18 protein-coding genes and 1 pseudogene are annotated in these 21,308 nt (G+C 57.0%); 11 read left to right on the top strand and 8 right to left on the bottom strand.

The genetic code is table 11. The features are described 5' to 3' along the window. Window positions 1–142: 142 nt before the first annotated feature. Complete coding sequence (locus AC07VR_RS07845) at window positions 143–1,144, bottom strand: AraC family transcriptional regulator (protein ID WP_494995230.1); 1,002 nt, start codon at window positions 1,142–1,144, stop codon at window positions 143–145. A gap of 441 nt (window positions 1,145–1,585) precedes the next feature. Here AC07VR_RS07845 and AC07VR_RS07840 point away from each other — a divergent pair, with 441 nt between their 5' ends. From AC07VR_RS07840 to AC07VR_RS07820, 5 genes are all read left to right on the top strand, one after another. Beyond that, window positions 1,586–2,497 carry a bile acid:sodium symporter family protein gene (locus AC07VR_RS07840; RefSeq protein WP_495010924.1) on the top strand — a complete coding sequence of 304 codons (912 nt, stop codon included), beginning with the start codon at window positions 1,586–1,588 and terminating at the stop codon, window positions 2,495–2,497. A 217-nt stretch (window positions 2,498–2,714) separates the two neighbouring features. Then, window positions 2,715–5,654: an FAD-binding and (Fe-S)-binding domain-containing protein gene (locus tag AC07VR_RS07835; protein WP_495010923.1), complete on the top strand. Its 2,940-nt coding sequence runs from the start codon at window positions 2,715–2,717 to the stop codon at window positions 5,652–5,654. Between the two features lie 50 nt (window positions 5,655–5,704). Then, window positions 5,705–6,562: a fumarylacetoacetate hydrolase family protein gene (locus tag AC07VR_RS07830; protein WP_495010922.1), complete on the top strand. Its 858-nt coding sequence runs from the start codon at window positions 5,705–5,707 to the stop codon at window positions 6,560–6,562. A 259-nt stretch (window positions 6,563–6,821) separates the two neighbouring features. Next, window positions 6,822–7,655: an enoyl-CoA hydratase/isomerase family protein gene (locus AC07VR_RS07825; protein WP_494995234.1), complete on the top strand. Its 834-nt coding sequence runs from the start codon at window positions 6,822–6,824 to the stop codon at window positions 7,653–7,655. A 251-nt stretch (window positions 7,656–7,906) separates the two neighbouring features. Beyond that, the gene (locus AC07VR_RS07820; protein ID WP_495010921.1) at window positions 7,907–8,164 is read left to right on the top strand and encodes a fumarylacetoacetate hydrolase family protein; all 258 of its coding nucleotides are present in this window, start codon (window positions 7,907–7,909) and stop codon (window positions 8,162–8,164) included. Between the two features lie 99 nt (window positions 8,165–8,263). On the opposite strand, the gene AC07VR_RS07815 is transcribed toward AC07VR_RS07820, so the two are convergent. Then, entirely contained in the window at window positions 8,264–9,136 is an 873-nt protein-coding gene (locus AC07VR_RS07815; protein ID WP_495010920.1) for a LysR family transcriptional regulator, read from the bottom strand. Between the two features lie 186 nt (window positions 9,137–9,322). Between AC07VR_RS07815 and AC07VR_RS07810 the strand changes: the two genes are divergently transcribed. The 4 genes and pseudogenes from AC07VR_RS07810 to AC07VR_RS07795 all read left to right on the top strand — a co-directional run bounded on the left by AC07VR_RS07810 (window position 9,323) and on the right by AC07VR_RS07795 (window position 13,887). Then, entirely contained in the window at window positions 9,323–10,321 is a 999-nt protein-coding gene (locus AC07VR_RS07810) for an NAD(P)H-quinone oxidoreductase (protein WP_494995318.1), read from the top strand. A 189-nt stretch (window positions 10,322–10,510) separates the two neighbouring features. Then, window positions 10,511–11,578 (top strand): phosphotransferase family protein, encoded by a 1,068-nt coding sequence (locus AC07VR_RS07805; protein ID WP_495010919.1) that lies wholly within the window; start codon window positions 10,511–10,513, stop codon window positions 11,576–11,578. Window positions 11,579–11,614: 36 nt separating this feature from the next. Continuing rightward, window positions 11,615–12,200, top strand: a pseudogene (locus AC07VR_RS07800) (SDR family oxidoreductase). 757 nt (window positions 12,201–12,957) lie between these two features. Beyond that, window positions 12,958–13,887, top strand: a complete 930-nt coding sequence (locus tag AC07VR_RS07795) for a LysR family transcriptional regulator (RefSeq protein WP_495010918.1) — start codon at window positions 12,958–12,960, stop codon at window positions 13,885–13,887. A 14-nt stretch (window positions 13,888–13,901) separates the two neighbouring features. Here AC07VR_RS07795 and AC07VR_RS07790 read toward each other — a convergent pair whose 3' ends face one another. Continuing rightward, window positions 13,902–14,678, bottom strand: a complete 777-nt coding sequence (locus AC07VR_RS07790) for a substrate-binding domain-containing protein (RefSeq protein ID WP_495010917.1) — start codon at window positions 14,676–14,678, stop codon at window positions 13,902–13,904. Between the two features lie 25 nt (window positions 14,679–14,703). Then, complete coding sequence (locus AC07VR_RS07785; protein WP_495010916.1) at window positions 14,704–16,008, bottom strand: MFS transporter; 1,305 nt, start codon at window positions 16,006–16,008, stop codon at window positions 14,704–14,706. Between the two features lie 209 nt (window positions 16,009–16,217). On the opposite strand from AC07VR_RS07785, the gene AC07VR_RS07780 reads away from it, so the two are divergent. Then, window positions 16,218–16,556, top strand: a complete 339-nt coding sequence (locus tag AC07VR_RS07780) for an FKBP-type peptidyl-prolyl cis-trans isomerase (RefSeq protein WP_494995241.1) — start codon at window positions 16,218–16,220, stop codon at window positions 16,554–16,556. Window positions 16,557–16,561: 5 nt separating this feature from the next. On the opposite strand, the gene AC07VR_RS07775 is transcribed toward AC07VR_RS07780, so the two are convergent. Beyond that, window positions 16,562–17,467, bottom strand: coding sequence for a LysR family transcriptional regulator (locus AC07VR_RS07775; RefSeq protein WP_494995242.1), 906 nt, complete (start codon window positions 17,465–17,467; stop codon window positions 16,562–16,564). 105 nt (window positions 17,468–17,572) lie between these two features. Here AC07VR_RS07775 and AC07VR_RS07770 point away from each other — a divergent pair, with 105 nt between their 5' ends. Further along, complete coding sequence (locus AC07VR_RS07770) at window positions 17,573–18,811, top strand: SGNH/GDSL hydrolase family protein (RefSeq protein ID WP_495010915.1); 1,239 nt, start codon at window positions 17,573–17,575, stop codon at window positions 18,809–18,811. A 13-nt stretch (window positions 18,812–18,824) separates the two neighbouring features. On the opposite strand, the gene gstA is transcribed toward AC07VR_RS07770, so the two are convergent. From gstA to AC07VR_RS07755, 3 genes are all read right to left on the bottom strand, one after another. Next, window positions 18,825–19,430, bottom strand: coding sequence for a glutathione transferase GstA (gene gstA, locus AC07VR_RS07765; protein WP_495010914.1), 606 nt, complete (start codon window positions 19,428–19,430; stop codon window positions 18,825–18,827). A 256-nt stretch (window positions 19,431–19,686) separates the two neighbouring features. Further along, window positions 19,687–20,022 carry a hypothetical protein gene (locus tag AC07VR_RS07760; protein ID WP_495010913.1) on the bottom strand — a complete coding sequence of 112 codons (336 nt, stop codon included), beginning with the start codon at window positions 20,020–20,022 and terminating at the stop codon, window positions 19,687–19,689. Continuing rightward, on the bottom strand, window positions 20,019–21,269 hold the full coding sequence (locus tag AC07VR_RS07755) for an S-type pyocin domain-containing protein (protein WP_495010912.1): 1,251 nt from the start codon (window positions 21,267–21,269) through the stop codon (window positions 20,019–20,021). Before AC07VR_RS07755 ends, AC07VR_RS07760 begins: the two co-directional genes overlap by 4 nt. Window positions 21,270–21,308: the final 39 nt, after the last annotated feature.

Raw genomic sequence — 21,308 nt, 5'->3', positions numbered from 1 at the left:
TCCAGACGCCGAAAAGTAAGCAAAAGGCTTCGCCCCAAGCGTCCGGCACCTCGCTCAGGCTCGGTGTTCCTTCGCTCTGGCATTCCATCAGGGGCGTCGCTGTCCGCTGCTCAGGCGCTTAACGAGCGTATCGCTCAACTCCCTACAGACCTGCCCGGTACTCATTAGGTGTGGTATTGAACCAGCGGCGGAAGGCGCGGAAGAAATTGCTTGGAGCGGCGAAGCCCAGCAGATAGGAAATTTCCTGCAGGGTTAGATTGGGCTGGACCAGGTACTGGCTGGCCAGCTCTCGGCGAGTACCATCGAGCAGTTGATGAAAACCGGTTCCCTCCGCTAGCAGGCGGCGCTGCAAGGTACGCTCAGACATTAATATTGTCTGGGCCACCACTTCACGTTTGGGCTCACCTTTGGGTAGCAAACGACAGAGCAACTGACGCACCTGGTGGGTGATCTGACCGTCCGAAAAGCGCGCCAGATACTCGCCAGCGAAGCGTTCGTGCAATTGCGCCAAGGCCTCGTTAGCAGAATGCAGCGGGGCATCCAGATCGGTGCGGTCGAACAACAATGCATAGTGCTCGGCATTGAACTTCAGTGGTGCTTGAAACACCTCGCAATATGGCTTCAGATTAGCCGGCGCAGGTCCGCTAAAGCTGACAAGGCGAGGAGTCAATGGGCGACACGCTAGCCAGCGGCAAAAGGCCAGAATATAGGCCAGCGACCCCTCCGCGCTTTCCCTGGCAGAAGGCAAGCGATCGCCATGAATTGCCAGAGTCAACTCATAGCCGTCCGACGTAGGGTGAAAGCTGAGATCTGCACTCTCGCCAATGATGCGCTGATAGCGGACCAGACTAGAAATGCCCTCATGCAAGTTGCGGCTGGACATCAATGCATAGCCGACCACATGGAAGGAGGATGGTCGCACCACCTGGGCCATGTTCAGGGCAATGACCGGATTTCCAGAAGTTTCTACCGCCAGATGCCATAGGCCCGTCATGCAATCCTGTGGGAAGCGTGCTTCGGAGTCGCTCAGAGCGGAATAATCCATCCCAAGACGTTCGAACAGACTGCGGCAGTCGACACCGCCGATTTCCAGGGATCGGACAATGGCGCTAGCCCAACTGGAGGAAGTAGTACGCTGACTCATCTGCAGGCTCCTACTCGATTCAGGCGCAGCAGTTTTACACCAGCACCAACACTCGAGACAACAGCTTGTGACGCGGGGGCAACAGCGCCTGAAGGGGTTGACCTGTCTCGCCCCCCGGCGGTCTTTCAGCACCGCGCGCTAGCGCCACAAGGGTACATAGGCGGGACCTTTGCGGTATCCAGGAACGCCGAAGTACCGGCCCTCCAATGATATTGATGCTTCATAAGGTCTTTATTTGGCCGGCAAGGCAATCGGTCTGGCTGGCAAGGAGAATTTCGTCCGTCTCCCCCATCACTAGACTCCTTGGCAGCCCAATCAACGCAAAGGTTACAACCAGTAACGTACCGGCCAAGGTACAAGCTTCGGTTTGTCCGGCCAGACCACCAGGCCCTTTGCATCCCGGTTAACCGCCGGGCTTGCCTTGCTGCGAGTACAACAATAATGATGGCATCGCCCTTGCTGACTACATTCCTCCCCATTGCCCTAGGCTTCATCATGCTTGGACTGGGGTTGTCGCTCACCCCGGCGGATTTTGTCCGAGTAGTGAAGTTTCCCAAGCCTGTCCTGATCGGTTTGGTCTGCCAGTTAATCCTGCTGCCGTTTTTCTGCTTCCTCATTGCTGAGTGTTTTGCTCTGGCACCGGTACTGGCCGTGGGCCTCATGCTTCTGGCTGCCTCCCCAGGCGGTACCTCTGCCAACCTCTACAGCCACTTGGCGCACGGTGATGTGGCACTGAATGTCACCCTGACGGCAGTGAACTCGGTGGTCGCGATTCTGACCATGCCATTGCTCGTCAATTGGTCACTGATGTATTTCATGGCAGATGGTCAGGCCATTCCATTGCAATTTACAAAAGTCGTGCAGGTATTCGCCATTGTCTTGGTGCCGGTAGCGGTGGGCATGCTGGTACGCAAACTGGCGGCACACTTTGCCGTACTCATGGAGCGCCCGATGAAGATCATTTCCGCGCTGTTCCTTGTAGTCACCGTAGTACTCGCCTTAGTCAAAGATTGGCAGACGGTATTGGACTACGCCCCTGTAGTAGGTATGGCCGCATTGCTGTTCAATTTGCTCAGCCTCGGCATCGGCTACTGGGTGCCACGCCTGTTCCAGTTGCCGCAGCGCCAGGCAGTGGCCATAGGCATGGAAATTGGTATTCACAATGGCGCTCTGGCTATCGCCCTGGCGCTCAGCCCTACGTTGCTGAACAACCCGACCATGGCCATTCCGGCAGCCATTTACAGCGTCCTCATGTTCTTCACCGCTGCAACCTTCGGCTGGTGGGTCAATGTGACCCATGCCAAGGAACTGGCAATCAAGGTAGGCGTCCCGGCCTCGGTGTCTCAACGGTAGAACGTTTGCCGATCAACACTCATTGGTATGTGTTTTGTGTGCTCAGAAGGTGGCCTATACCCTTCGTCGAAGGAGGTAGGCCCTCGTAACATGACGTAACAATTATGGCTAGGCTAAAACTTGCTACAAATTCGAGTTGAATAGCTGCGGGTTTGACGGAGAGGCCATCTGACCTCCCCATCATTTAGTTCCCACATCATCATTCATGAGCTCAAAAATGAAAAAGCTTCTTTCCGTAGACCCTGCGAAAATTGGCAGGCCGCCGGGTTCGGGCTCGCCGGATGCTGTTCCGGACGAGCTGTGTGATGGAACGCCCGCGCCGTTGAGGCAAGCTCTGGAGCAGCTACTTGGACCCGACCGCGTACTGCATCGACTGGTTGATCTGGTCCGCTATGCCTCAGATGCCAGCCCATATCGGCTAGTGCCGCAAGTCGTGGTCGTCGCGCACGATGAGGACGATGTAGCGAAAGTCCTTCGATTCTGTTCAGAAACAGGTCGACACGCCACTTTTCGCGCTGCGGGAACCAGTCTGAACGGGCAAGCATTGTCAGATGAAATCCTCATCGACGTGCGGAAGTTTTTCGGCGGCATCAAGGGCATCGGAGAGGGGGGGCTCAGCGTAAAGGCTGGTGTCGGAACCATCCTATCGCATGCAAACGCGCATCTTGCACCGTACGGTCGCAAGATTGGGCCGGACCCGGCAAGTTCCGCAGCGTGTACGCTTGGTGGCGTGGTTTCAAACAATTCAGGCGGTATGCGCTGCACCATTGCTCAAAATGCCTATCAAACCGTTAGCGCGCTAACGTTCGTGCTGGTATCCGGAACGAAAATCGACACGTCGGACCCAGATGCGGAGCAACGCTTCCAGGCAAGCGAGCCCGAGCTGGCGAATGGGCTGATGGCGCTACAAGCGGAGATCCTTGCAGACGAGGAACTTGTCGGACGAATTCGTCGGAAATACTCCATCAGAAATACCCATGGCTACCGCCTTGACGCATTCCTGGATGGTCGCTCTCCCCTGGAGATATTCCGTCGCCTCCTGGTGGGCTCGGAAGGGACGCTTGGATTCATCTCGGATGTGACATTTAGTACTGTTGAGCTTCCGGCGGTCACCAGCGTCGCATGGATTGCCGTTCCTTCCATTAATGACGCAATTGCGCTCGTGCCGGAACTGGTTGCGCTCGGGGCCAGCGCAGTCGAATTGATGATCGCACCGGCCTTACGGGCTGCGGCTGCAGCGTTCCCCGGCACGCCTGAATACTGGAAATCGCTCGACTTGGAGGCAGCTGCCCTGCTGATCGAGATCGGGGCCAGCGACGAGGACAGCCTGACCGAAAAGCAAGCTCTCGTCATGCACCTGACTGACCAAGTCACGCTGCTGGGAGATTTAACCTTTACCAGTCACGCGGAGGCAATCGAGCTCGCTTGGCATGTAAGGGAGGGGCTGCTGGGCCTGATTGGCAAGCAGCGACCACTGGGTTCCTTGCTTATCACCGAAGACGTGTGTTTCCCCCCGCTACTACTGGCTAGCGCAGCCCATGACCTGCAAGACCTATTGCGCAAACACGGGTTTATGCCTGGAGTTGCAGGGCACGCGGCCCATGGCAATCTTCACTTCACTCTGATCGCGCGATTTGATGAGGAAGAGGGCAGAGCTACCTATGCAAAGTTTATGGAGGAACTTGTCGACCTCGTGGTGCGCAAATACGACGGTTCCCTGAAAGCAGAGCATGGAACCGGGTTGAATATGGCACCGTTTATCACCCACGAATGGGGGGAGCGGGCGACAAACATCATGTGGCGAGTCAAGAGCCTAGCTGATCCGCATGGCATTCTCGCACCCAACGTTATCCTCTCCCGGGACCAGGATATTCATCTGAAATCCTTCAAGTCGCTCCCGACGATAGAAGGCGTTTCCAATGCCAATCAGTGCATCGAATGCGGTTTTTGCGAGCCAGTGTGTCCGAGCCGAAACGTTTCCATGACACCGCGACAGCGTATCGTTGTGCGCCGGGAAATGGCCCGACAGAGGGAGGATTCTCCGATCTTGCGACGGCTCCAGGAACAATATCAATACGACGCCATTCAAACCTGCGCCGGTGACGGGTCTTGTTCGGTGCCTTGTCCCATTGGAATCAACACGGGCGAATTGATGCGCGAGTTTCGCCGGCGTTCACAGAGCGAGACCTCCGAGAACGTGGCCCTGTCCGTTGCCAAAAAATGGAGCGCTGTCGAGCGCGTTAGCACCGTCGCACTCACTGGTGTGAAAATTCTGGGCAATACTTTTGGTTGGCGGCCAGTGAAAGCGATTGCAGACACGGCGCGAATATTTGTTAGCGCCGATATCCTCCCTACCGTGCCGGGACCGATGCCGAAGCCGGCCGCAAGCCGTATGCCAGAGACCGTCCGCGAAGGCGCTGATGCGGTCTACTTCACCGCGTGCGTCAATCGAATGTTTGGCCGTGACCCCGACACCGCTCGCGACGCGATATCGATTCAGGAGGCCCTCGTTCGGGTCTCGCATCGCGGCGGGCAAAAGCTGTGGATTCCGCCGGACATCGGTGGACTCTGCTGTGCGACGCCGTTCAGTTCAAAGGGTTTCGTTGCTGCGCATGACTTCATGGCCAATGCGATTGCGCAGGCACTTTTGCGGTGGACCGATGAAGCTCGCTTGCCAGTTGTGGTCGACGCGGCATCTTGTACTCACGGCCTGGTGAGCGGGATAGCTGAGCATCTTACCCCTGAACTGCGCGAGCGCTATTCGCGCCTGAGCATTATCGATTCAGTAACCTGGTGTGCCAGCCTCCTACCCAACCTCAAGGTAAGCACGCCATTGAAGTGCATTATCTTGCATCCTACCTGCGCGATGTTGCACCTCAATCTGTCGGGCCAACTCAAGCAGGTGGCTCAGCACATGGCGCAGGAAGTCGTCGTCCCGATTGGCGCGACTTGCTGTGGCACCGCGGGCGACCGAGGCCTCTTGCATCCAGAGTTGGTAGCGTCAGCTACGCGAGAAGAGCATGCCTATGTGGATGCGACGACAGCAGACGCCTACGTGTCGGCAAACCGTACATGCGAAATGGGGCTGCGGCATGTTACGGGTAAACCCTATGAGTCTTTCGTCTTTAGTCTGGAGCAATGCACCCGAGATATCTGAGTGCGCCGCTCCCTCGTTAACCGATCTCACTTTAAATTGAAGGGCCGATCATGAAATTTATGCGCTTTGCCAAAGATGGTCGTGTCGGGCTAGCTGCAGCGGCAAAAGGAGAAGAGTTCTATGGATTCTTTCTCGCTGACATTCCGGAATTTGGCGACCTTGGTAACGCTCTACTTGCAGGCGAGGAGGCAGTCGCTTTGCTTGGCGCACGACTGTTGCAAGGGGAGCCCGTGGATTTCGCAACCTGCGACCAACTTCCCCCGCTCAGTTCACCCGAAAAAATCGTGTGTATCGGATTGAACTATCGTGACCACACGAGCGAGGCGGGATTGGCACAACCAGATTACCCAACCATTTTCTCGCGTTTCTCATCGAGCCTCATCGGACACCGCCAACCAATCGTCCGGCCCAAAGTGTCCCAAAAACTCGACTACGAGGGGGAGATCGTCATCGTTATCGGTAAGGGTGGACGGGCAATTGCGAAGACCTCGGCGTTAACACATGTCTTTGGATACTCTTTGTTCAACGACGCGACCTTACGCGATTATCAGATGCGTACGCCCCAGTGGACAATGGGCAAGAACTTCGACGGTACGGGCTCATTTGGTCCTTACATCGTGACGGCAGATGAACTGCCTGCCGGTGTGAAGGGGCTGAAACTGCAAACACTGCTGAACGGCCAGGTCGTTCAGGAAGGTAATACCAACGACATGGTTTTTGATGTGGCGACGCTCATCGAAACTGTCAGCGAAGTGATGACACTAGCCCCAGGCGACCTGATTGTTTCAGGTACCCCCTCCGGTATCGGTATGGCACGTACGCCGCCGCTTTGGATGAAGCCAGGTGACACCTGTGTCGTAACTTCGGAAGGTCTGGGTAGCTTGGTAAACCCTATTGTGGATGAGTAATTGAACCCAGTGCTTTTAACGCCCTCATGTTTGGTGGGGTGCCGTCTGTACTGGAAACGGTCACCATTTTTTTACGCTGGCGAGTGCGCAGACGATTTCCGCATCGCACTGTGGTGCCAAGAGAGTTTTGCATCGAACGGTTTTTTGGCATTGATTTCGAATCTGGCGAGTTGGCATATCTGCGTAATGTCACGAGAACGAGAACATAAACCATGCCGAAATGGTTTACCGAAGCGATCACCAAAATGGAGCCAGTATCATGCGATATTCTGATTACAAATGCTTCCGGTTCAGGTTTGATTCTGGAATTGCATTCGTCAGCATCAATCACCCACCGATAAATCTTCTTGATGAAGTGCTGTCGTTGGAGTTCGACAAACTTGGCAAAGAACTCGAGGTCGATGAGAGTGTCCGAGTCGTGGTCCTACAGAGCGAACTTCCTGATTTCTTTATAGCTCACTCTGGATTGGGGAGGGTTGGAGCCGCTCCCAAAACTGTTTCCCATACCCGCAGCTTTCGCCTTACACAGATGATCGGCGAACGGTTCAAGAACATGCCTAAGGTAACCATTGCAAAAATCGAAGGACGGGCTCGGGGAGGAGGGAGCGAGATCGCACTGGCTATGGACATGTGCTTTGCTGCCCAAGGCAAAGCGGTTTTCTCCCAGCCAGAGGTCGCCGTTGGGCTTGTTCCGGGCGGTGGCAGTACGCAAAGATTGCCACGGCTCGTCGGGAGGGGACGCGCCTTGGAGGTGCTTTTGGGTTGCAACGATTTTTCGGCGGAGCAGGCTGAACGTTATGGCTTTATCAATCGAGCGTTACCGGCGCAGGAGTTGACACCTTTTGTCGAGGAACTCGCTCACCGAATCGCCTCATTCCCTGCGCATGCCATTGCTCATACCAAGGCAGCCGTGGATATTGGAGCATTTGGCTCCTTGGCAGAGGGACTGCTGGTTGAAGCCCATGAGTCAGATTTGAGTGTCGCTCACGACGTGGCGCAAGCGCGTGTGGCGGAGGCATTGAAGGTTGGTGCTGAAACTTATGAAGGTGAGCTGGAGATGGACTTTATGTCGAAACTTTCCCCACTGTACTAATAGCGCCATTTCGGATTGCCATTTGGCGGAGTGTTTCAACATTTCGGGGAGAGCAAAGCTTCGAAGTTCGTGGATAGTCGGCGATGGCTGGTTGCACATGGCGCAGATCGGCGTGGGGATATATCCATTGAACTTGGGCTGACGATCAGCGAGTACATGACGGCGGTGCGCTCACCGTCATGTACGCGCCCAGCGGCGTTTTTCAAGGTAGTTGTCGCGTCGTTACGTGTCCGCCCTCCGGCGGCAAGGACTTGCGGCTGGAACCCCGCGTTAATGGAAAACTCGTTCAGTGGGTCAATACCAAGGACATGATCTTTGATGTAGCGACCATCATCTCCACCCTCAGCGAAGCGCTCACCCTGGAGGCCGGCGACGTAATAGTGAGCGGCACTCCGGCTGGCGTCGGCTTTGGCATGACCCCCAAGGTCTACCTCAAGCCCGGTGACGTGGTTGAGGTCTCAATCGAAGGTATCGGCAAACTGGTCAATCCGGTGATGGACGAAGCGTAACGGTAGCGGCAGGCCATGCAACCTCGCATGGGCTCCGCCTCGTGTGGCCGGGCAAAGCGCCCCGATGATGAGCAACAGGTCTGGCGCCGGTGAGCCTAACTATTTTGTGTGAGTTGCGTGATCTTCGAACGCGGTGACGATGCCATCAATCATTGCGGCGATGCGCGCGGTATGCCGAAGGTCCTGATGCGTGACGAGCCAGACTTCATAGACCGCCCCACGTGCGGGTTCCGGCCATATCTGCACGAGGCCGTCGTGTTCAGCCAGATGTATCGGAAGCTCGCCGATGCCGATGCCGGCCTTTACCGCAGTGCGCAGCATGAGGCTGGAATTGAAGGTTGATACGATGCGCCCCGCGTGTATCGGTTCGCCAGCAAGCGTTGGTGATCGATTAGTGGCCCAAAGGACAAGATCGTGGCCCGCGAATGCGGAGCCAGCGACGGGCTTGCCGTTTCGCTCAAGATAAGCACTCGATGCAAAGAGCGCCATGGGCCACCGAGCAATGCGTCGCGCGACAAGATCGGGATTATCCGGTCGGACTGACCGGACCGCGATATCCGCTTCGCGCTTTGCCAGGTTTAGCATGCGTGTCGAAGTGTCCAGCAGGACGCGCACTTCGGGATGCAAGGCATGCAGTCGTTCGATGGCCGGAAGCAGGAACTCGAACGCGATCAAGTCGGTACTGGTGACCCGTACGTCCCCCGCAAGCCGTGTATCCGTACCTTGAGTTTGCCTGACGAGTTCGTGTGCGAAGTGCTCCATTTTCTCCGCTGATCTCAGCGCGACCTCGCCAGCGGTGGTCAACGCGTAACCCTCAGATGTGCGGAGAAAGAGCGTTGCACGTAGAGCGTGCTCCAGTGCCGCAATCCGCCTGCCGACCGTCGCCTGATCGAGATTGAGCGCTCTGCCTGCTCCACGGAGCGTTTTTTCACGCTCCACCGCTAGAAACACTCTCGCATCATCCCAATTCATCGTGCCCTCCTGGTGATGCAGATTTGCATCTCACGACATGAATAATGCTGCACGCCAGCATCAGAGTCGATACCTATACTGCGCTGACTCGGAGCCCACGCTCAATGATCCGCACGGATCAATCAAGCATCATCTTTTGAAGGAGTGATAGCTATGTCTGTTCCAACTTATCGCGTACCGTCCCACATGACGGCCATTGAAATTCAACAGCCCGGCGGTCCTGAGGTCCTGGTGCCGACTACGCGCTCGGTACCGACGCCAACCGCCGATCAGGTGCTGATCCGCATCCACGCGGCTGCCGTGAACGGCCCAGACGTGTTCCAGCGCAAAGGGCTGTACGATCCACCCGCTGGAGTGACTGACATTCCAGGCCTGGAAGTGTCAGGTCAGGTCGTCGCCGTTGGCTCCAACGTGTCCAACTTCCAGATCGGTGAACTGGTGTGTGCGCTGATTCCCGGCGGTGGTTACGCAGAATTTGCAGTCGCGGATGCCTGCAACACGATGCATATCCCCAAAGGCCTGTCGTTGTTGGAAGCGGGAGCCATGCCAGAAACGTTTATGACGGTATGGCTGAACGTTTTTCAGCGCGGCAAGCTGGTTGCTGGTGAGTCGGTGTTGGTCCATGGCGGCGCGTCAGGTATCGGTACCACCGCGATCATGCTGGCGAAGGCATTTGGCGCTTCGAAAATCATCACGACAGTCGGATCGCAGGCGCATCAGGAGGCCAGCCTGGCGCTAGGTGCGGACATCGCAGTTAATTACCTCGAGGCCGATTTCGTCACCGAAACGAAGCAGTCCACCGATGGCAAAGGCGTCGATGTGATCCTCGACATCATTGCCGGCGACTATGTGCAGAAAAACTATGACGTCGCCGCAATGGACGGCCGGATTCTTCAGGTGGGTGTGATCAAGGGCCCGGCGAAGGACCTCAACGTCATACCGATGATGATGAAACGTCTAACGCATATGGGCTCAACCTTGCGTTCGCGCACATCCGCGGAAAAGGCGACCATCATGAGTGAACTCGAACAGCAGGTCTGGCCGCACATCGAGAGCGGCAAGATCAAGCCGGTTATCTACAGGACCTTTGCGCTCACTGACGCTCGCGGCGCTCACGAGCTGATCGATTCCGGCACGCACTTTGGAAAAATTGTCCTGACGACAGGCGCCACTCTAATCGGCTAAAAGACTGGCGTTTCACCAAACCGGCAAGCCTCTGCCGGTTTGGACTTGGGTGTGAAGAAAGGACATTTTTTTAAAAGATATACCCGCATTACGCTCACTTATAAGGCCGTCTCTGCCTTGTGAGCAGGCATTTTCCGCATTAAGTTCGTCAATAGTATCTGCCCCTCACAATAAGCAGAGGAGATAGACATGGCGCTTACTGACCAATCCACCAAGATCCGCTCTGGCGAAGAACTCGATGCCAACCTGATTGATCCATACCTCAAGGCCCACATTCCGGGCTTGAGCGGTTTGCCGCAGATCAGCCAGTTTCCGGGTGGCGCATCGAACCTGACCTACCTGATCAAATACCCGCAACAGGAATTCGTCCTGCGCCGTCCGCCGTTTGGTCACAAGGCCAAATCGGCCCATGACATGGGGCGCGAATTCCGCATCCTGACTCAACTCAGTGAAAGTTTCCCGTGCTGTCCCAAGGCCTATGTGCACTGCACTGATGAGTTGGTGATTGGGGCTGAGTTCTATGTCATGGAACGGGTTAACGGCATCATCCTTCGTTCTGAACTGCCCAGTGAATTGAACTTCAACGCAACGAAGACCGAAGCCCTGTGCAAAAGCTTCATCGACAAGTTCGTCGAACTGCACAAGGTAGACTACGCCGCTTGCGGCCTGGCCGATCTGGGCAGACCTGAAGGTTATGTGGCGCGGCAGATCAAAGGTTGGAGCGACCGCTATGAGAAAGCGCTGACCCCGGACGCTCCGCAGTGGGAATTAGTCAAAGCCTGGCTCGACGACAAGATGCCGGCCGACCACCCGACGTCCAGCATCGTGCACAACGACTATCGCTTCGATAACGTGATTCTGGACCTGAACAACCCGATGCAAATCATCGGCGTGCTGGATTGGGAGCTGACTACCCTCGGCGACCCATTGATGGATCTGGGCAACACCCTGGCCTACTGGATCGAAGCGGGCGACCCGGCGCCGGTACAACTGATGCGCCGCCAGCCCAGCCATGCGCCCGGCATGTTGACCCGCCGCCAGTTCGTCGATTACTACGCCGAACGCGCGGGGCTGCAGATCGACAACTTCGACTTCTACTACACCTATGGGCTGTTCCGACTGGCGGGTATCGTGCAGCAGATCTACTACCGCTTCCTCCATCGCCAGACCCAGGACAAACGCTTCGCACAGTTCATTCACATGAACAAACTGCTGGAACAAATGAGCCTGCAAGTCATCCAGAAATCCAGCCTCTGATCGCCCGCAACGGCCGGCCCAAAACAAGAGTAAACCATGTCCAAGACTCAGTTGTTCGACCTCGAAGGCAAGATCGCTTTCGTTTCCGGCGCCAGCCGTGGCATCGGTGAAGCCATCGCCAAACTGCTGGCCCAGCAAGGCGCCCACCAACCCGCAGTTCTGTAACGTGCTGGACACCGACCTCAGCGCCTTCCAGAAAACCGTGGATGTGAACATTCGCGGGTACTTCTTCATCTCGGTGGAAGCCGGCAAGCTGATGCGCGAAAACGGTGGCGGCAGCATCATCAACGTGGCGTCGATCAGCGGTATATCGCCGGGCCCATTCCAGGGCATCTACTCAGTGACCAAGGCTGCAGTGATAAACATGACCAAGGTTTTCGCCAAGGAATGCGCGCAATTTGGCATCCGCTGCAACGCTCTGTTGCCAGGCCTGACCGACACAAGGTTCGCTTCGGCACTGGTGAAAAACGACACGATCCTGACCCAGGCCCTGTCCCGGATCCCACTCAAACGTGTGGCTGCTCCGAGCGAATTGGCCGGTGCTGTGTTGTACCTGGCCAGCGATGCGTCCTGCTACACCACGGGTGTGACGCTTAACGAGGATGGCGGCTTCCTGTCCTGATTGAGGGATGATGGTGAAATGCCGCCTGCGACATGACCACCGCCTGTGATGTCTTCCGCAGCTACAGCAAAGAACTCATGCCGGATGGCCCTGCAGGCTATTACGAGTTGCACGGCCCGGACAAATCAATGAGCCCAGGAAACGGAAAACTGGTAAGCGACGCAGTGAAAGCAGAGAGCAAGGCAAATAAGGCCGCTGAAAAGTGCACCGCGACATAGTTGTTCTTGATTTCGTAGGGCCCTTCGAATCTCATTGAGCCCGACTAAAATGTGAGTCTGCAAGCTTGTCTATGCTCGCTAAAACATCGCATTCGAGGCAACTCCAGTCTGTCACAACAGGGGGCTTGCGCCGGCCCGAAGCCACTCTAAAAGGGGCGGTTGCCAGCCGATTTCTGCCGGTCAATATTGAATGAAGTAGGTCCTTTGCTGCTGGCTAGTCTCCCAATCTCGGCCAGTCCGCTGGTATTTCTGCCCCTGAACCAAGTTTTATCGCTTCAATCGTTCGGCATAAATCTCTGCACGTACCGCCCCCAAAACCGATTCCTTGCGCCTACAGTGGCGGCGGCGAATTGATGAGTCGCCCAATAGGAAGGGGGGGCAACTTATTCGGTGGCTGTGTAATCCGGCTTGCCCATTACAACTTATCTGAAAAGAATTTAACTCTCAGTGAAGATGACCGATTAGTTCGTTACAATTTGCATCAATTTGTTACATTCATAGGATAAGCTGATCAATTCGTTTGTCGCTGAGTGGGCGCCATGGCCATCAATTTCGACCTGAATGACTTGCAGGCTTTTCGCGCCGTGGTCGAGCAGGGCAGCTTTCGCAAGGCCGCCGACACGGTGCGCATCTCCCAACCGGCGCTGAGTCGACGAATTGAAAAGCTCGAAGACGCGCTGGGCGTCAAGCTGTTTGAGCGCACCACCCGCCGCGTTAGCCTGACGCAGGCAGGGCGAGCGTTTGCGCCCAGTGTCGACCGTTTGCTGGATGACCTGGATGTGGCACTGCTGGGGCTCAGCGATGTCGCGTCGACCCGTTTGGGTTACGTCACCGTGGCCTGCGTGCCTTCGGCGGCCTACTACTTCATGCCACGGGTGGTCGCCCAATACCATCAGCGGTTTCCACGAATCAAGGTCAAGGTGCTCGACTCGAGCGCCCATGACGTGCTGAGCGCGGTGGTCAATGGCGAGGCGGATTTCGGCTTGAGTTTCATGGGCACACTGGAGGCCGAGGTCGAGTTCGAACCACTGGTGCAGGAGCGCTATGTGGTCGCCTGTCGACGCGATCATCCCTTGGCCAGTCGCGCAAGCGTGAGCTGGAGCGAGCTGTACCAGCAGGATTACATTTCCCTCGACAAGACCTCGGGCAATCGTTTTCTGCTGGATCAGGCGCTGAGCGGGATCGTACCGGCGCGTCAGAGCATCTGCGAAACCCGTCATGTCACCACGATGATCGGCCTGGTCGAAGCCGGGTTGGGTATTGCCGCGGTGCCGTTGATGGCGATGCCCGGCAGTGACCATCCGATTCTGACTCATGTAACGCTGACCGACCCGCAAGTGATGCGCAGCGTTGGCCTGCTCAAACGCAGGGGACGGACCTTGACGCCTGCGGCGTTGGAGCTGGAGCGATTGATCGTCGAAATGAAGGTCAGCCAACCGCCAGCACCGGCCTCAGCGCAGATCGGCTGAGGTCGGCGCCAGGCTTAGTGGCTGACCGAGTCCAGTCCGGTTGCCGTGACATCTGGCTGGGCGGCCGGGGAGGCGAGGTAGTCGAGCAACGCCTTGGCTTGCGCCGGGTGTTGCGCGTCGACCGGAATGCCAGCGGCGAAGCGTGTCACCGACTGCACGGATTCCGGAATCTTGCCGACGAATGTCACGCCGGGCACCGGAAGTAATTCACTGACCTGTTGGAATCCCAGTTGGTAGTCGCCAGTGGCAACCACGGAGCCCACCGGGACTTTGGGCACCATGGTTGATTTGGCTTTGAGCTGCGGTTCGATGCCCAGGCGCTTGAACATCTGGTCCTGTATGTACACACCGCTGGCGCTGTCGGAGTAGGCTACGGACTTGGCGTTCAACAATGTCGCCTTCAGCGCCTCGACCGAGCTGATGTCCGGCTTCGCCGCACCCTCGCGCACCACCAGGCCAATCCTCGAATCGGCCAGTTCAACCCGCGACTCGGGCAAGACCTTGCCTTGTTTGATCAACTCATCCAGGGCGTAGCCAACCATGATCACCACATCTGCGTGCTCACCACGGGCCAGGCGATTGGGGATTGCCTCAGGCGACTTGCCCATGGACGGACCGAGTGCGGTGTCGAGGGTGTTGCTGGTGGCGGCGGCGAACTTCGGGCCAAGTACTTTGTAGGCGGCGGTAAAACCACCGGAGGTCATCACACGCAGCTCTTCGGCTTGCACAACAGTGCTCAGGCCCATAGCGCCGAGCAATGTCAGCGCCGCGAGGTTCAGTAATTTTTTCATCGACACATCTCTGTCAGGGGTTGGCTTATTGCACGGCGGCTTGCAAACGACCGGTCGAGCGCCGGTACAGGTAAAGCGTTGCGCACAACGCACACAGGGCGGCGAAGCTCATCCAGTAACCGGGGGCGGCCTTGTCGCCGGAATACTGGATCAAGAAGGTCGAAATTGCCGGGGTAAAGCCGCCGAATACCGCAGTTGCCAGGCTGTAGGCCAGGGAGAATCCGGCCACGCGGACTTCCACCGGCATGATTTCGGTCAGTGCCGCAACCATTGCGCCGTTGTACAAACCGTAGATGAACGACAGCCACAACAGCACCAGCAACATGTTGATGAAGCTCGGTGCCTGCACCAGGTACGACAACGCCGGATAGGCTGTGGCCAGGGTCAGCAAGGTCATGGCGAGCAACACCGGACGTCGGCCGATGCGGTCAGACAGCGCGCCACCCAGTGGCAGCCAGCAGAAGTTCGACACACCGACCAGCAGGGTCACCAGCAACGCATCGGCGGTGCTCAGGTGCAGCACGGTTTTGCCGAAGGTCGGTGCGTACACGGTGATCAGGTAAAACGCGGTGGTGGTCAGCGCCACCATCAGCATCCCGGCGATTACGATCTGCCAGTTCTGCAGCAGCGTGCCGAACACCTGGCGCATGCTAGGGCGGTGACGGCGAGCAGTGAACTCTGCGGTTTCTTCGAGATTGCGCCGCAGAAAAAAGATGAACGGCACAATCATGCAACCGACGAAAAACGGAATGCGCCAGCCCCAGTCGGCAATTATCGTCGCCGGCATCCATTGGTTCAGCCCATAGCCCAGCGCGGCGGCAATGACGATCGCCACTTGCTGGCTGGCCGATTGCCAACTGGTGAAAAAGCCCTTGCGGCCCGGTGTGGCGATTTCCGCCAGGTACACCGACACGCCACCCAACTCAGCACCTGCGGAAAACCCTTGAAGCAGCCGGCCGATCAACACCAGCGCCGGGGCAAACAGGCCGATGGTCTCGTAGCCAGGCACCAGCACAATCAGAATCGTGCCGCTGGCCATGATCGACAGGGTGACGATCAAACCTTTGCGGCGGCCGACATCATCGATGTAGGCTCCGAGTATCACTGCGCCCAACGGGCGCATCAAAAAACCTGCGCCAAACACCGCGAAGGTCATCATCAGCGAGGCGAATTCACTGCTGGCAGGGAAGAACGCCGCCGCGATATAGGTGGCGTAAAAACCGAAGAGGAAGAAGTCGAACTGTTCCAGGAAGTTGCCCGAGGTGACCCGGAAAATTGCACTGGCCTTGCTGCGAGCGGATGTCGCTGGCGGATGGGTAGTAGCTTGCATGTTTTGTCTCCCGCGCTTTTTATGACATGCGCAACGTGGCGCATGGATCTTATTAGGGCGCAATACTGGAGCAGGTCGATCGATATGATAAGTGCATATTTAGCATCTATTGATGCGTGAAGGTTATCACTCCAACAGGATTGCCCTGCAACGTAAAATCTGAGAAAACGCGGTCCGTGTTTAGGGTCATCGCTAACGAGAGAGCAGTAATGAACGAAGAATTGCAGGTCATCGACCTTGAATTGGGTGACGGCAAAGCGGCCGTCAAAGGCGCCTTGATTACCACCCAATACCGCGGCTTTCTGGAGGACGGCACACAGTTCGATTCTTCCTGGGATCGCGGCAAACCTTTTCAGTGCGTGATTGGCACTGGTCGAGTGATCAAGGGGTGGGATCAGGGCTTGATGGGCATGAAGGTTGGCGGTAAGCGCAAGCTGCTGGTGCCGGCGCATCTGGCCTATGGCGAGCGCTCGATGGGCGCCATCACGCCCAATTCCAATCTGATTTTCGAGATTGAATTGCTGGAAGTGCTGACGCGCGACGACTGACGCTGTTACGCTTCGAACCCCGGTAACTGGCCGATTCGCGCGCTGAGAAACTCCGTGAGCAACCGTGCGCGCAACGGTCGGTAGCGGCGTTCCGGGTAGAGCAGGAACGCTTCGTTGGCCGGGCCGTTCCACTGTGGCAGCACCCGCACCAGTTGGCCGTTTTCCAGCAGATCGCTGACCAGCCAGGCTGGCGTGATGCACAGCCCTGCGCCGAGCAGCAGGCCGTCACGGATCGCCAATGAGCTGTTGGCTCGATAGCGTCCTTGAGCAATGACGGTTGTGCGTTCCCCCTCGGGGCCGCTCAGTTCCAGTTGATCGCCGGTGGTCAGCCAGGCGAAGCGCAGGAAGTTGTGTGGGGCCAGATCTGTCGGGTGCTTCAATGGCGGATGCTTGCTCAGGTACGCAGGCGCAGCCACCAGAATCCGTGGCGATGTTGCGACACGGCGGGCAATGACATTCGGCGGTAGTACGCCTCCCAGACGCAGTGCCAGGTCGACGTTTTCCTCGGTCAAGTCGACAAAGCGGTCATTGAGGATCAGCTCGACCTCGATCTCCGGGTACTGCGCCATAAACTCCAGCAGCAAGGCATTCAGGCGCAACACGCCGAGGCTGACCGGCGCGTTGATGCGCAGTAATCCTTGGGGGCGTTCGGTCAGACCTCTAACGTCGGCGAGTGCTTCGTCGTATTCCTCAAGAATTCGTTTCGTGCGTTCGTAGAAACGCTTGCCCGGCTCGGTCGGCGTCAATCCACTGCTGCCACGGGTCAGCAGGCGGGCACCCAATTGTTTTTCCAGCGCGGCGATCAGCTTGCTGACGCTGGGTTGAGTAGTCGCAAGCTCACGAGCTGCAGCGGACAAACTGCCGAGCTCTAGTGCACGGACAAAGCACTGCATGGCTTTCAGATCATTCATTGCATTCAATTCTGGAATGGGCTGTATTCGAATTAACCTTCTACCACGTCTTTTTTGAATGGAGCACGCTGGCCTCCTCGAAATGCTTCCTCAAGGAGATTCAGCATGAAAAGCCTTCACAGTGCATTGCCATTGATTCTGTCTTTGAGCGCCTTGTTCGCCATGGCGCCGGTCAACGCCCAGGAGCATTGGGTCAGCACCTGGACCGCCAGCCCTCAACCGATCTGGGGCCATGAACTGCCACTGCCCACACGCATTCCCGAAACCCTCACCGACAGCACCGTGCATCAGCAGTTGCGGATCAGCAGCGCGGGGGACCGGGTGCGCGTGGTGATTTCCAACGAGTACGGTCAGCAGCCTCTGGTGATCGGCGCTGCACGGCTGAAGCGGGTCGAGGAGAGCAATGCTGGACAGCCGCTGACCTTCAATGGCCAGACGCAATTGCGCATCGCCCCCGGCGAAAAACGCACCAGCGACCCGATTGACCTCCATGTCCCGGCCCTCGCGGAACTGCTGGTCTCGCTGTACCTGCCGCAACGCACGCCGCTGACCACCTTCCATTGGGACGGCAAGCAAACAGCCGTTATCAGCCCGGGTAACCAGACCCAGGCCATACAGCTAAAGGGCAACAGTGAGGTCGAAGCGCGGCTGTTCCTCAGCGAAGTACTGGTCGACGCAGCGCCTGAAACCCGTGGCGTGGTGGTGCTGGGGGATTCGATCACCGACGGTCGTGGCTCGACGCTGAACGGCAATCGGCGCTGGGCTGACTTTCTCGCGCAACGCTTGAGCGCCCAGCCTGTCGCCGTGCTCAACGCCGGGATCTCCGGCGCGCGGCTACTCGACGACGGCATGGGCGTGAGTGCGGCCAAGCGCTTCGAGCGCGACGTGTTGCGCCAGCCCGGCGTCAGCAGTGTGGTGCTGATGCTGGGGATCAATGACATCAGCTGGCCGGGCAGCACCTTCGCGCCGAATGCGCCGCTGCCATCAATCGAAACGCTGGTCACCGGCTACCAGCAGCTGATCGGGCAAGCCCGACAACACAAGATTCGCATCGTCGGGGCGACGTTGTTGCCTTTCGAAGGCGCTCTGGAGGGAAGCATCATCGAGCATTACCACAGCGCGAAGAAAGAACAACTGCGTCAAGAGCTCAACCGGTGGATCCGTAGCAGTGGAGCGTTCGATGCAGTGATCGACTTCGATAACATCGTCCGTGATCCGCAGCATCCTGCGCGGCTGTTGCCGGCATTCGACTCTGGAGACCACCTGCACCCAGGGGATCTGGGCAATCAGGCAATGGCCGAGGCGATCGACCTGAAAGCCCTGTTCCAGGTTCCTCGGCCGTAGCTGCGAACAATGATCAGATCAAGCCTTCTACTTTCAGTGCCTGTTGCACGGCGGGGCGAGCGCCAACTCGCTTCTGGAAGGCCGAGATGGCTGGCCAGGGTGTCAGGTCGATGGCCATGTAGCCAGCCCAATTGACGATCGTGAACAGGTAAGCGTCGGCCACGCTGAACTGGTCGCCAGCGAGATAGTCCTGGCCAGTCAGGGCCTTGTCGATCAGACCCAGGCGACGGGCAATGGAGGCACGGGCGCTGTCTTTGAGTTCATCCGGGCTGGTGGGGTTGAACAGCGGCGCAAAGCTTTTGTGCAGCTCGGTTGCGATGAAATTCAGCCATTCTTGCACGCGGCTGCGAGCCATGGACCCGGTGGGTGGCAGAAGGCCAGCGGTCGGCTTCTGGTCGGCCAGGTACTGGACGATGGCCGGCCCTTCAGTGAGCAGTTCACCGTTGTCCAGCTGCAACACCGGGACGTAGCCCTTGGGGTTGATCGTATAGAAATCCACGCCACTGGCGGTGGTGTGGGACTTGAGATCAACCTTCTCCGTTTCGTGGGCCAGGCCCAGTTCGCAGAGGACGATGTGTGGCGAAAGTGAGCAGGCACCAGAGGAGTAGTAGAGCTTCATACCTTTCTCCATTTCGGCAAGTGACGTCGGGAATCCAAACCGAGATGTCAAACAAATCAGGGAGTGGGGAACTGGCTATAAAGCATAGCGCAACAAAATGAGCCCGATGGTGGCGTTATTATGGCCTTGGCCGCATGCCCTTGATTCGTTCCCAGCGGTCGTTTCTTAAGGCATGTCTTTTTGTCATGCCGTTTCATAAGGACGCCTCCAGGCTCGAATCAGCGTCGATTATTTTTCAATTGATGAAACGCGCTGGTCAGGTAAATAGCTCGATATCTTCGAGGGTGTCCGAGATGACAGGTTCAAGAGAGGGGAATCTCGCCTTCGCACGTTCAAAGGCTGCGATTACTTTCTCTACCTCCAACTGACCGTGTCGGCGTGCCACATGGCCAAGGGCTGTGATGGCTGCTGATGCAACGTTTTCACTCCCACTGTTCAGATAGTGCAGGCAAGTGTTCTGAGCCCACACTCCATCTGGCTCGTTAAGACCGATGGAAATCAGTGCGGCGATGACATCGGTCTCCTTTCCTTCAGCAAGAAGAGTGCTCGCTTTGTCATGGTTCATCGATGGATCTTGATAGAGCAGGCTCACTTTTTAACTCCCTGAATGTTGCCTTTGTTGTCGACCGTTCCGGCTTTGATCAGAGCATTTTTCATATCCTGGTGGAGTTTATCCCACGGCCTTACGTGACCGTGATAGACGTCTCCTCCTGTTCGGTCGAAGACCACAAACTCCTGGGTGTCCGGATCAACGCCAATACGGCGTGGTGATGTCGGTTTTACCTGCACAGAATTGTCTAGCGCTTCCTGTCCATTGACGGGCCCTTTGCTCTTGACCGGGGAGTCCGTTTTGCCGTGGTAATCAGCCGCGTCGAACTCCATGTTCATGACGATATAAAGCGACTGAATACCGGAGTCCGCCGGGAAAACAAGAATGAAGTCTTTGTATTCAGGCGGATAGACAGGGTTCACGATGATGTTGTCAGCTGCCTGCGTAGGCGGGTAAATCCAGATTTGTGGAGCTTGCGGTGCCCCCTCCAGTGCGGGGATTGTCGAGGTATTGGCCGGAGTGAGAGCCGGAGTCCAAATCAAGGTAATGCCATCACCCAAGTCGGCCACTTGCCGGGAGCCTTGGGCCTTAAACGTGACAACAGGGATGAGCTCCCATTCACGGCGACTCTGCGTATTGTAGCCGTACCCTTTTAGAGTGCCGTCGGCGTTTTCTTCGACACGCAATCGAACACGTGTACGGGCTTGTTTGAGTGTTCTGAGTTGGTCTTCCGTGTATAGGGCGCTGTCACCCAGGCTTGATGGAGCAAGCATCGCGACCAGACCGAGAAGCGCCCCTGTAACAACGCCAGCACCCGCCAAGCTGCCCACGCTAACTACCGATGTCGCTGAGCCGGTTGCTCCTGATGAGGCGATAGCTGCTGCGCCTAACGTCAAAGAGCCAATGTTGGCGGGTACAGTTCCACTGATTTTCTTGAGTAGTACTTGGCCATGTTCGTCCACATCCCGACCACCAAGCAGAGCATAATGACCATAATCTTTCAGGCTGGTAACAGGCACGAATCCGGTCGGACTGTCGTGATTTATGATGCCATCCGGCAAGTTGCAGGATTTTGCGAACACACAGCCAACGAGTGGCTGTACCTGTTTCTTGTTTTGCTCCCCAAAACTCCTTTCGATGTTTTGTTGTCTCGCGAGCATGTCTTCATATGCCTGCTGTCGAGCCTCGCGCTCTGCAAGCTCGGTTGGCGTCATGTATCGGGAGGTGCGGTAATGACCGTCACCTGACGGAGGATTCCAGACTTTTGGTATGTCCTTGTTATGAGCCATGCGCGTCCTTGTTTCGCCTGTTAAATGTGACGAGACGCT

It is taken from the genome of Pseudomonas sp. GW821-FHT02H09, from assembly GCF_059421425.1.
Note: the sequence above shows the minus strand (reverse complement) of the source record. Positions and strands in the feature narration are given on the sequence as shown.

Excerpts from the sequence above, each read along its gene's own strand:
- AC07VR_RS07815 (WP_495010920.1), bottom strand. The coding sequence starts at position 9,136 with ATGAATTGGGATGATGCGAGAGTGTTTCTAGCGGTGGAGCGTGAAAAA.
- AC07VR_RS07810 (WP_494995318.1), top strand. The coding sequence starts at position 9,323 with ATGACGGCCATTGAAATTCAACAGCCCGGCGGTCCTGAGGTCCTGGTG.
- AC07VR_RS07785 (WP_495010916.1), bottom strand. The coding sequence starts at position 16,008 with ATGCAAGCTACTACCCATCCGCCAGCGACATCCGCTCGCAGCAAGGCC.
- gstA (WP_495010914.1), bottom strand. The coding sequence starts at position 19,430 with ATGAAGCTCTACTACTCCTCTGGTGCCTGCTCACTTTCGCCACACATC.
- AC07VR_RS07775 (WP_494995242.1), bottom strand. The coding sequence starts at position 17,467 with ATGAATGATCTGAAAGCCATGCAGTGCTTTGTCCGTGCACTAGAGCTC.
- AC07VR_RS07830 (WP_495010922.1), top strand. The coding sequence starts at position 5,705 with ATGAAATTTATGCGCTTTGCCAAAGATGGTCGTGTCGGGCTAGCTGCA.
- AC07VR_RS07835 (WP_495010923.1), top strand. The coding sequence starts at position 2,715 with ATGAAAAAGCTTCTTTCCGTAGACCCTGCGAAAATTGGCAGGCCGCCG.
- AC07VR_RS07845 (WP_494995230.1), bottom strand. The coding sequence starts at position 1,144 with ATGAGTCAGCGTACTACTTCCTCCAGTTGGGCTAGCGCCATTGTCCGA.
- AC07VR_RS07790 (WP_495010917.1), bottom strand. The coding sequence starts at position 14,678 with ATGAAAAAATTACTGAACCTCGCGGCGCTGACATTGCTCGGCGCTATG.
- AC07VR_RS07780 (WP_494995241.1), top strand. The coding sequence starts at position 16,218 with ATGAACGAAGAATTGCAGGTCATCGACCTTGAATTGGGTGACGGCAAA.
- AC07VR_RS07770 (WP_495010915.1), top strand. The coding sequence starts at position 17,573 with ATGAAAAGCCTTCACAGTGCATTGCCATTGATTCTGTCTTTGAGCGCC.
- AC07VR_RS07805 (WP_495010919.1), top strand. The coding sequence starts at position 10,511 with ATGGCGCTTACTGACCAATCCACCAAGATCCGCTCTGGCGAAGAACTC.
- AC07VR_RS07840 (WP_495010924.1), top strand. The coding sequence starts at position 1,586 with ATGATGGCATCGCCCTTGCTGACTACATTCCTCCCCATTGCCCTAGGC.
- AC07VR_RS07825 (WP_494995234.1), top strand. The coding sequence starts at position 6,822 with ATGCGATATTCTGATTACAAATGCTTCCGGTTCAGGTTTGATTCTGGA.
- AC07VR_RS07795 (WP_495010918.1), top strand. The coding sequence starts at position 12,958 with ATGGCCATCAATTTCGACCTGAATGACTTGCAGGCTTTTCGCGCCGTG.
- AC07VR_RS07755 (WP_495010912.1), bottom strand. The coding sequence starts at position 21,269 with ATGGCTCATAACAAGGACATACCAAAAGTCTGGAATCCTCCGTCAGGT.